We start from the raw sequence: 10273 nt of genomic DNA, 5'->3' as shown, positions 1-10273 counted from the left end.
AACAGCTTAGTAGTTTGGAAAATCCCTTTTTTCCACGCGGGATTTTCCCCTCTATCTTTTTTTAGATTTCATCAATTTAGCTAACTACCCGCACCAAATCAACAACTTCCTAACGAAGGTGTAAATTTTTATTGAAAAAAGCAGGGATTTTCCCTGCAAGTGGCTTGATAACAATAAATTTACCAACTACTGTTTATTTATACATGCAAATTTAGGAGTTGTAGCGATGCCCTCACCTTTTCTTGAGCACGTAGCAGAGTTTATGACTGTCCGGCGTTATGCCAGACGAACTGTGGATACTTACATTTATTGGATCCGCTTCTACATTCTGTTTAGTAAAAAGCAGCATCCTGACAAGCTGGGCGACGCAGACGTCGAACTGTTTTTAAACTATTTAGCCAATCAGCGCCATGTGGCGCCAAAAACTCAGGCAACGGCTCTAAATGCACTTAGCTTTTTGTACAGCAAGGTGCTGCAAAAGCCGCTGTCACTCAACCTTGAGTTTAACCGATCTCAGGTAAGCCCTAAGCTTCCGGTGGTGTTGACCCGGGCTGAGGTTGCTGCACTGTTACGAGTAATTGACCCAAAGTACCAATTAATTGCGCAACTGATGTACGGCAGTGGCTTGCGTTTAATGGAGGCTGTTCGCCTGAGGGTGCAGGACATCGATTACGATTACCTGTCTGTGATGGTATGGCAAGGTAAAGGCAATAAAAACCGTCGGGTGACACTTGCGCCCGAATTGGTCACAAGTCTAAAGCAACAAACCCAGCATGTGATGCAGTATTTTCAGGCAGATCTGGCGAATCCTGACTATGCCGGTGTCTGGCTGCCTTATGCGTTAGCACGCAAAAATCCTTTTGCTCCCAAACAACTTGGCTGGCAATACTTGTTTCCGTCGATAAAGCTTAGCCTGGATCCAGAATCAAAATGCATTCGTCGGCATCATCTGGATGAATCCTGTGTGCGGCGCGAAATCAAAATCGCCGCCCGCAAAGCGAAAATTCTTAAAAACGTGACCTGTCACACGCTGCGTCATTCCTTTGCCACTCATTTATTAGAATCTGGTGCTGATATTCGTACTGTGCAAGAACAATTGGGGCACAGCGATGTGCGTACCACGCAAATTTATACGCACGTACTGAATCATGGCGCCAGCGGCGTAAAAAGCCCCTTGTCGCAGCTACTTTAGCTCGCTAGCGCTTTTTCACCTGCTGCCACAAAGCTTCCATTTCATCCAGGTTACTTTGCTGTGGGCTTTTGCCCTGAGCGGCCAGTGCTTGCTCAACGCCACGAAAACGTTGCTCAAACTTGCTATTCGCGGCTCTAAGCACGGCTTCGGGGTCAAGTTTGTGCTTACGTACCACATTAACCAGCGCAAACATTAAATCACCCAACTCCTCGCTTAGCTCCGCACTGTCTGGCGGGGTTTGCTCTACTTCGAGTATTTCTTCTTTGACCTTATCCCAGCAGCCAGCCACATCTGGCCAGTCAAAGCCCACATTGGCACAGCGTTTTTGTAACTTATAAGCCCGGCTTAGCGCCGGCATGGCCAGTGGAATATTATCCAGCACGCTGTGCTGGCCATTGTCCTGGCGCTCGGTGCTTTTTAACGCTTCCCAGTTTTTCAGCACAGTTTCTGCATTAAGGGTATCATCGGCGCTACCACTAGTCGGATCCACAGCAAACACATGCGGATGGCGGCGTTCGAGTTTATCGCAAATGGCGTTAACGCAATCATCAAACTCAAAACGGCCTTCTTCTTTGGCGATTTGCGCATAAAACACCACCTGAAACAACAAATCGCCCAGTTCATCTTTTAATTCGGCAAAATCGGCGCGGGCAATGGCATCGGCCACTTCGTAGGCTTCTTCTAAGGTGTAGGGCACTATAGTGGCGTAGCTTTGTTTAATATCCCAGGGGCAGCCGCTTTGCGGGTCGCGCAAGCGGGCCATAATATCCAGTAAGCGGTTAATAGCAGACACGTTCAATCCTGTGGTTAGGCACGGTTAATGGCAGCGTTTGGCTTCCATCACATCGTCAATCTGGCTGACCTTGGTCAGCAGTTTATTTAAAGAATCCAGATTATACAGCTCCAGCGTCATATTAATGACCGCCGTTTGCGCATGAATATCTGAACTGCTGCTCATTTTAGTGACGTTAGCTTTTTCATTGGCCAAAATGCTGGTGATATCGCGCAGTAAGCCATTGCGGTCATTCGCTACTATGCGGATATCCACCTCATAGCCAGACGCATATTTATCGCCCCAGGTCGCCTCGACCACCCGCTGCGGCTGTTGCTCATTCAGGGTTTTAAATTGTTCGCAGTCATCGCGGTGAATGGCAATGCCCCGGCCCTGGGTAATAAAACCAACAATGGCGTCGCCCGGCAGCGGCTGACAACATCCGGCCATGTGCGTCAGCAAATTACCGACGCCCTGCACCACCACATCACTTTTTACTTTAGTGGCTGGCAATGGCTTGGTTTTAAGGCGTGGGTCAATTTCCGGCAATGTCTGCTTGCCCGACTGGCTCTGAATAAAGTGCACCACCTGAGTCACTTTAATCTCACCGCCGCCAATACCCACCAGCAACTCATCCATGCTGTTGACATTAAAGCGGCTAAGCACCTTCGTCGGATGATCTAACGGCAGGTTTAAGCGGCTTAATTCTGCATCCAGTAATTCCTTACCGGCAGCCAGGTTTTTATCTCTGTCCTGCAGGCGAAACCAGTACTGCACTTTGGAGCGGGCACGGCTGGATTTTAAATAGCCCAGATGCGGGTTTAGCCAGTCACGGCTGGGGTTGGGTTCACGGCCGGTCAGAATTTCTACCTGATCACCGGTTTTTAGCTGATACGTAAAAGGCACGATACGGCCGGTAATTTTCGCGCCAATGCAACGGTGGCCCACATTACTATGCACATAATAGGCAAAGTCCAGCGGCGTAGAGCCCATCGGCATATCGACAATATCGCCTTTTGGGGTAAACACATAAACCCGGTCTTCAATCACCTGAGTGCGCAGTTCTTCGGCAAAATCGGTACCCTCGGCAATATCCTCCTGCCATTGCAGTAACTTACGCAGCCAGCCAATTTTTTCATCATTGCCGGCATTTTTACCGCTGGACGCCCCTTCTTTATAGCGCCAGTGCGCCGCTACGCCCAACTCGGCATCTTCGTGCATTTGCCGGGTACGAATTTGAATTTCAATCGGCCGGCCCTGCGGCCCCAGCACCACCGTATGAATAGACTGATAGCCGTTTTGTTTCGGCGTGGCGATATAATCATCAAACTCTTTCGGTAAATGGCGCCAACTGGTGTGCACCACGCCCAACGCAGCATAACAATCCTGTACCCGCTCGGTCACGATGCGTACCGCACGGATATCGTACAGCTGATCAAAACTCAGCTGCTTTTTCTGCATTTTTTTCCAGATACTGAAAATATGCTTGGGCCGGCCATACACTTCAACCTCAAGCTGCACCTCGCTCATTTTCTGGCGAATGGCCGCCACAAAATCCTGCATATATTGCTCGCGGTCCAGCCGCCGCTCTTCCAGTAAACTGGCAACCTGCTTATACACCTGCGGATGCAAATAACGAAAGGCTAAATCTTCCAGCTCCCACTTTAACTGGCCAATACCCAAGCGGTTAGCCAGCGGCGCAAAAATGGCATTGGTTTCTTTGGCGGCCAGCACACGGGTTTCTTCGTCGCTGTCTTTTACCTGGCGCAAATAACAAATTTGTGCGGCCAGCTTTAATACCACAGCGCGCACATCTTCCACCATCGCCAGTAACATACGGCGTAAATTATCGGCTTGCTGGGGATTAACCGGCTGGTTAATGCCCGTGGGAATAGTACGAATGGCATCCATTTGCTGCACAGATTGCAATAACGCCTGCACTGCCGGGGTAAATTCCTGCTCCAGTTGCCCGGCGTTAATTAAACTGGCTTCGACACTGGGAAACAACAAGGCCGCCACCAAAGAGTCATGGTCCATGCGCAGCTCAGCCAGAATTTCGACCATCTCCCAGCCGGTGCGTACCTGCGGTACTTCATCATCCAGCTGCTGGCTTTTTAACCAGTCCGCAGTGGCCAGCAAACTGGCGATTTTTTTCTCCGTCAGCCCCAGCGAGCACAGCCATTCCAGTGTTTCACCACCATGATACCCACTACTATGCGACTGACGAACCCTAACCATGTGACATCCTTCTAAACTGAGATGAGCCACCCACAGTGGGTGGACGCTATATAACAAGCAGGTCTAGCGCTTAACCGGTTTACTTCGCACAAATAAGGCCATTAATTCCAGATGCGTGGTGTGAGGAAACATATCCAGCGCACCCAGCTTTTGCAATTGATACCCTGCGGCTAATAATAGCTTAGCATCCAGCGCAAAGGTGGCCGCATTGCACGACACGTACAATATTTGTGCCGGTTTCATTGCCGCCAACTGCGGTATCGCGCCCTGTGCACCGGCCCGGGCCGGATCTAACAATACATGCTGATACTGTAGTTGTTGCCATTCAGGTTGGCCCCAGGGTAAATGTAAATCGGCCTGATGAAAAAACGCATTTGTCAGACCATTATTTTTAGCATTGGTTGCCGCCTGCTGCACCATTTTTGCCAGGCCTTCCACACCATGCACTGTTTTAGCGCGTTGCGCCAAGGGCAAACTAAAATTACCGATGCCGGCATATAAATCCAGTACCTGATCATCAGGCCCCACTGCCAGCCAGTCCAGCGCCTGATTAATCATTAACTGATTAAGCTTGGCATTCACCTGAATAAAATCATCCGGGCTGAAACTTAACGTTAGCTGCTGCGCACTCAGCGTATAGGCCGGTGATTTTTGTTCAGTTTGCCAGTAACTAACTTGTCCCGGCTGTGCTTCACCCAGCCAAATGGCCTCTGGCCAGGCATCCACAAAACGTTGTTGCTCGTCAGCGCTTAAGGTTTGCAGATGACGAACCATGACATAGGCGCTACCGTCAGCTTCCAGTACCTCAGCATGGGTAATTTTTTCCGGCTGCGCCAGCGTCGGTACTACCTGTTGCAATACCTTAAACACCGGCGCGAGCACTGGGCTTAATACCGCACAGTCGTCAATAGCCGTAATCGTTTTACTGCCCTGCGCCCTGAACCCCACGTGTAAGCGACGTTGTTTTTTATCAAACCACAGGCCAATACGGGCTTTGCGCCGGTATTGCTCACTGTCGCTACTGAGCAGCGGCTGCCAGGGTAAGGTCGCTAAACCAGTCTGATGGCGCAGCATCTGATCTATCCCCTGCTGCTTTAACTGCTGCTGATTAAGCGGGCTTAAGTACTGTAATTGGCAGCCTCCGCAGCTATCGTAAAAACGACAAAACGGCGTTAAGCGCTGGTTGCTAGCCTGCTCAACTTTGATAGTTTTCGCCTTTAAAAAAGTCGGTTTTTGCTCAGTGACTTTAGCCAGCACCGTTTCACCAGCCAGGGCGCCACTGGCAAAGACAATTTTTTGCTGGTATTGGCCAATGCCATTCCCTTCATAATCATTACGTTCAATCTGCAAGCGTATGGTCAGTGGTTGCGTTACTGCCGTTTTTTTCGGGCGATACAGGGTTGCCATGTCGATGAAGCCTTATAGGTTTTTGGCACTGATTGTGTCATGATGCGGTGGCATTCTCCTATTGTATCAAGCCTTGGTGCAGATGACGAAAATTGGTTTACGATTTTGGATCCTGCTGTGCAGTGTCCTGCCGATGTTGCTGGCCAGCCTGTTGCTGGGCAGCTATTTCAGCTATGTGCGGCATCAGGATTTACAACACTACCTGCATGAGCAAGCCAGCAATATCGCCTTGCCGTTGGCCATCAGCAGCTCAGCCTTATTACAGCCAGAGCAGCAAGCAGCATTGCGCCAGTTGCTCAATACCAGCCACAGGTTAAACTCACCTATGGTACGCAGTATTTCACTGTTCGATGCCAATGATCAGCTACTGCTCAGCAGCAACCCCCAATACGATTTACAAATACACAGCGCGCGCAAACCCTTGCCACTGCCTCCAAGCGGCCATATCGTTAGCTTTGATGATAGCCTGTTGTTTTATCAACCACTGCCCGGCAAGGATGAAAACACCGCACAACCGTACTTATTGCTGCAACTACAAACAGATAAGTTGTTACTGGCGCAGCAGTTAAATTTATTTTACTCCGTACTGCTCATTTTGGCGGTGGTGCTGATAGGACTGCTGCTTAGCTTGCTACTGATGCAACAGTTATTTACGCCGCTCAGGCGCATGTTAGGCCAACTGCTGCAGCTGCAAAAAGGCGAATACCAGACGCAGCAAAGCTCAGGCAACATCGCAGAGCTGCAACAACTGCAGTCAGGCATTAACAGCTTGAGCAATCAGTTAGTGCAAGCGGAAGCGGAACTGCAGCACAATATTGAGCAACTGACCAGCGATTTACAGCTCAGTATGGAGCAGTTGGAAGTGCAAAATATTCAACTGGACTTTGCCCGGCGCAAAGCCGTGGAAGAAAACCGGCATAAGTCAGAGTTTTTGGCCAAAATGAGCCACGAACTCAGAACACCACTGAACGGCGTGATTGGCTTTACCCGGCAATTACTGAAAACTCAGCTGAGTAGCAACCAGCATGATTATTTAAGCACTATTCAAAAATCAGCCAACAGCCTGCTGCATCTGGTCAACGATGTGCTGGACTTTTCCAGGCTGGAAGAAGGCCGCATGTCGATTAACCCGCAGCCGTTTTCACTGCGCGATTTGCTGTACGACGCCACTGAACTGCTGGCGGCCAATGCCTTTGATAAACAACTCGAACTGGTGATGAATATTGAGGCTGAATGCCCGGATGACTTAATTGCCGATCCGGCGCGACTCACCCAGATCCTGATGAATATCGCCGGTAATGCCATTAAATTTACCGAACATGGCAGTATCGTGATCAGAGTCAGCGCAACGCTGCTGAATGAAGATCAGCTGATGCTACATTGTTCAGTGCAGGATACCGGGCGGGGCATCAGCGAGGATACACAACGCTCATTATTTCAGGGCTTTACCAGCAGCAATAACCCTGACCGCCAAACCGGTTCTGGCCTGGGACTGATGATTTCACAGCGACTGGTGCAAGCCATGGGCGGCAATATTGGCTTTGAAAGCAAGCCCGCTGAAGGCTCCACCTTTTGGTTTACTATTAAATGCCAGCGCTATCACTTATCGGTCGCCGAACCCTTAACCACAGCACCGCTGGAAAACAAAACCATACTGTATTTTGAGCCACAGCAACATTCACGTGAAGCCACCTTAAGCTTACTGAACAGCTGGGGGCTGCATATTACCGCTTGTGCCACCAAGGGGCAGTTGCAGCAAGCCATCAACCACCAGCAACGTTATGATATTGGTCTGATTGGCCGCGCTGTTGCCATTAACCAGGTCAATCAGGTGTTGGGGTTGATTGAACAAATTAAACCCAGCTGTCAGCATACTTATTTACTGGTTAATACCCTATCGCCCAATTTACGTGAAGCTATGCTGGCCTCAGGTGCTGATGCCTGCCTGCCCAAGCCGGTACATCAACGCAAACTGGCAATGACCATGGCGCGGCCCTACATGCAATACGAGCAATTACCCGTGATCGCAGACACACCACCACAGGTGAGTTTGCGGGTACTGAGTGTTGATGATAACGACGCCAATTTGAAGCTGATCAATACCTTACTAAATGAAATGGTAGAACATGTCGATACGGCCACTGATGGCGCCGAAGCCTGGCAAAAGGCCACCCAGCATGTGTACGATATTATTTTTATGGATATTAATATGCCGGTGATGGATGGTGTCACCGCCTGTCAGCGCATTAGAGAAAGCTCTCTGAACGAACATACGCCAATTATTGCCGTAACAGCACACGCCGTTGAAGGTGAGCGCGAGCGCTTACTCAGCCTGGGTTTTAGTGAGTTTTTAAGTAAACCACTTGATGAAAAAATGCTGCACTACAGCTTGCAGGAATTCTGTCCGGCCAGTAAATGGCCGAGCAAACCCAAAGCAGAGTTGCCCAGCCTGCAGCAGCACCCTTTAATTGACTGGCCATTGGCATTACAGCGTGCTGGCGGAAAAACCAGCCTGGCTAATGATATGCTGTTCATGTTGATAAACAGCCTGCCTGAAGCGCAACAGCTGATCCAACGCGCTATTGACGCCAACGATGCGCCCGCATTGCTGCAACATATCCACAAAGTGCATGGTGCTTGTTGCTATACCGGGGTGCCACGCTTAAAAAGCCTGGCAGAGACCCTGGAAACGCAGTTGAAAAATCAGTGTTTGTTGAGCGATATCGCACCAGAGCTGTCAGAACTCGATGACTTGCTGGTACTGTTACAGCAACTGGCGCCGCCAGCTGAGAGTTGAGCACATGCTCAGCTGTGCAACTGATTAGCAGCGTTCTAAGATAACGCTGGCACAGGCATAAGCCTGCTCATCGCTTATAGATAGCCATATATGGCTGACACCCAGACTGGCAGCCAGTTCAGCGGCATAACCGTTCAGGCTAAGCAAAGGCCGACCATGGACATCATTACTGACTTCCAGTTGCTGAAAAGACACACCACGGCCAATGCCAGTACCCAGCGCCTTGGCTGCCGCTTCTTTGGCAGCAAAACGCTTGGCAAAATAACGGCTGGCCTGAGCATGGCTGGCAAAACACTGCTGCTCTGTGGCGGTTAGCACCCGTTTTACCAGGCCAGGGCTGCGCTGGAGGCTTTGCTCTATGCGGGCAATCTCAACAATATCGGTGCCAAAGCCTACAATGGCCATGTTAGCGGCGCGCCTCTACCATTAAACGCTTCATCTCAGCGACCGCCGGGCCAAGACCACTAAAAATAGCCCGGGCAACAATGGCATGGCCAATATTCAGCTCGTACATTTGCGGTATCGCCGCTATCGGCTGCACATTATGATAATGCAAACCATGACCGGCATTGACCACTAACCCTAAAGACGCCGCAAAGGCTGCGGCATCGGCAATACGGGCCAGCTCTTTTGCCTGGGCTTTGGCATCTGTCGCCTCAGCATAGTGACCGGTATGAATTTCTACATAGGGCGCACCGGCTTGGGCCGCCGCTTCAATTTGCCGCTTGTCGGCATCAATAAACAATGACACCAGAATATTGTCTGCGACCAGTGTGGCTACCGCCTCAGTAATTTTACTCAGTTGCCCGGCCACTTCCAGACCGCCTTCAGTGGTCAGCTCCTGCCGTTTCTCTGGTACCAGACAGCAAAAGTGTGGCTTTAACTTTAAAGCAATACCCAGCATTTCATCGGTCACCGCCATTTCAAAATTCAGCCGGGTAGCAATACTTTGCTGTAACAAAAACACATCACGGTCAATAATATGCCGCCGGTCTTCACGTAAGTGCACGGTAATGCCATCGGCACCCGCCTGCTCAGCCATTAAGGCTGCGTGCAATGGCTCCGGATACTGGGTGCCGCGGGCCTGACGTAAGGTGGCAACATGGTCAATGTTGACCCCAAGGTAAATCGGTTGCATAAGGTTCTCCGTGTTAACGTAGCTGGCTGAACAGTGCACGACTGGCCAGCGGTTTCTCGCCCACTAAAGGAGCAAGCAATAAGCGGCTTAATTGTTTGGCATTGACTAAAGCGCCCGGCTGCTGCCAATCCTGTATAGCGATAGCCAATAAGGCTGCACCACTAAAGCCGCCGGGCTGGCGCACAAAGCCTTGCTCTGGTTGCCATTGATAGTAATACTCTGGCGCAACAGGCTGGCCGTTGGCGTCATACTGCCAGTCTACCGCTATACCCAGCTCAGCTAATAACGTAAATTCAAATTGCCGTAAGCAAGGTTCTAGCAACGACATAGCTAACGGCTGTTGCTGATTTTGTTGTAACTGCTGTAACTGGGCTAACTGTTGCAAACATTGCTGATAGGCACTAAATAACGTATCTGAGGCTACATCATTCGGCCACAATCTGCACAGCAACTCATTAATATAAAGGCCACTAAACAGCAAGCGGCCACTAAACTGACAGCCAATGCTTTGTGGCTCTATGGTTTTTACGGTTTTAAGCTCAGTGCGGCCCAGTAGCGCCACACAAAATAACTGAAAAGGCTGCAGGGATAACCGCCGTTTACCGCTGCCACGACGCACCACGGCCGCTAAACGGCCATGTTCAGGTAACAGCAATTGCAAAATAAGTTTATCTTCGGCAAAAGGCCGGCTATGCAGAATATAGGCAGGACACAGGCCAGGTTGCATGC

At 50.2% G+C, this 10273-nt stretch carries 8 protein-coding genes; 2 read left to right on the top strand and 6 right to left on the bottom strand.

The window, feature by feature from the left end; all coding sequences use genetic code 11:
* Positions 1–226: 226 nt before the first annotated feature.
* Positions 227–1192: an integron integrase gene (locus V7D78_RS09375; protein ID WP_333608187.1), complete on the top strand. Its 966-nt coding sequence runs from the start codon at positions 227–229 to the stop codon at positions 1190–1192.
* A 4-nt stretch (positions 1193–1196) separates the two neighbouring features.
* On the opposite strand, the gene mazG is transcribed toward V7D78_RS09375, so the two are convergent.
* The 3 genes from mazG to rlmD form a co-directional block, all read right to left on the bottom strand.
* Positions 1197–1985, bottom strand: coding sequence for a nucleoside triphosphate pyrophosphohydrolase (gene mazG / locus V7D78_RS09370; RefSeq protein ID WP_333608186.1), 789 nt, complete (start codon positions 1983–1985; stop codon positions 1197–1199).
* A 24-nt stretch (positions 1986–2009) separates the two neighbouring features.
* Complete coding sequence (gene relA, locus V7D78_RS09365) at positions 2010–4202, bottom strand: GTP diphosphokinase (RefSeq protein WP_333608185.1); 2193 nt, start codon at positions 4200–4202, stop codon at positions 2010–2012.
* 63 nt (positions 4203–4265) lie between these two features.
* On the bottom strand, positions 4266–5609 hold the full coding sequence (rlmD, locus tag V7D78_RS09360) for a 23S rRNA (uracil(1939)-C(5))-methyltransferase RlmD (RefSeq protein ID WP_333608184.1): 1344 nt from the start codon (positions 5607–5609) through the stop codon (positions 4266–4268).
* An 82-nt stretch (positions 5610–5691) separates the two neighbouring features.
* Here rlmD and barA point away from each other — a divergent pair, with 82 nt between their 5' ends.
* Complete coding sequence (gene barA, locus V7D78_RS09355) at positions 5692–8406, top strand: two-component sensor histidine kinase BarA (RefSeq protein ID WP_333608183.1); 2715 nt, start codon at positions 5692–5694, stop codon at positions 8404–8406.
* A gap of 24 nt (positions 8407–8430) precedes the next feature.
* Here barA and acpS read toward each other — a convergent pair whose 3' ends face one another.
* From acpS to recO, 3 genes are read right to left on the bottom strand one after another with little or no spacing between them, the layout of a single operon-like run.
* Positions 8431–8811, bottom strand: coding sequence for a holo-ACP synthase (gene acpS / locus V7D78_RS09350; RefSeq protein ID WP_333608182.1), 381 nt, complete (start codon positions 8809–8811; stop codon positions 8431–8433).
* Between the two features lies 1 nt (position 8812).
* Positions 8813–9544, bottom strand: coding sequence for a pyridoxine 5'-phosphate synthase (pdxJ, locus tag V7D78_RS09345; protein WP_333608181.1), 732 nt, complete (start codon positions 9542–9544; stop codon positions 8813–8815).
* Between the two features lie 13 nt (positions 9545–9557).
* A complete protein-coding gene (gene recO, locus V7D78_RS09340; RefSeq protein WP_333608180.1) occupies positions 9558–10271 on the bottom strand; it encodes a DNA repair protein RecO in 714 nt (237 codons plus the stop codon).
* Positions 10272–10273: the final 2 nt, after the last annotated feature.

The organism is Arsukibacterium sp. (assembly GCF_036735525.1).
Taxonomy (GTDB): domain Bacteria; phylum Pseudomonadota; class Gammaproteobacteria; order Enterobacterales; family Alteromonadaceae; genus Alishewanella.
Note: the sequence above shows the minus strand (reverse complement) of the source record. Positions and strands in the feature narration are given on the sequence as shown.

Coding starts and splice junctions, on each gene's coding strand:
- V7D78_RS09375 (WP_333608187.1), top strand. CDS start 227: ATGCCCTCACCTTTTCTTGAGCACGTAGCAGAGTTTATGACTGTCCGG.
- relA (WP_333608185.1), bottom strand. CDS start 4,202: ATGGTTAGGGTTCGTCAGTCGCATAGTAGTGGGTATCATGGTGGTGAA.
- rlmD (WP_333608184.1), bottom strand. CDS start 5,609: ATGGCAACCCTGTATCGCCCGAAAAAAACGGCAGTAACGCAACCACTG.
- barA (WP_333608183.1), top strand. CDS start 5,692: ATGACGAAAATTGGTTTACGATTTTGGATCCTGCTGTGCAGTGTCCTG.
- acpS (WP_333608182.1), bottom strand. CDS start 8,811: ATGGCCATTGTAGGCTTTGGCACCGATATTGTTGAGATTGCCCGCATA.
- pdxJ (WP_333608181.1), bottom strand. CDS start 9,544: ATGCAACCGATTTACCTTGGGGTCAACATTGACCATGTTGCCACCTTA.
- recO (WP_333608180.1), bottom strand. CDS start 10,271: ATGCAACCTGGCCTGTGTCCTGCCTATATTCTGCATAGCCGGCCTTTT.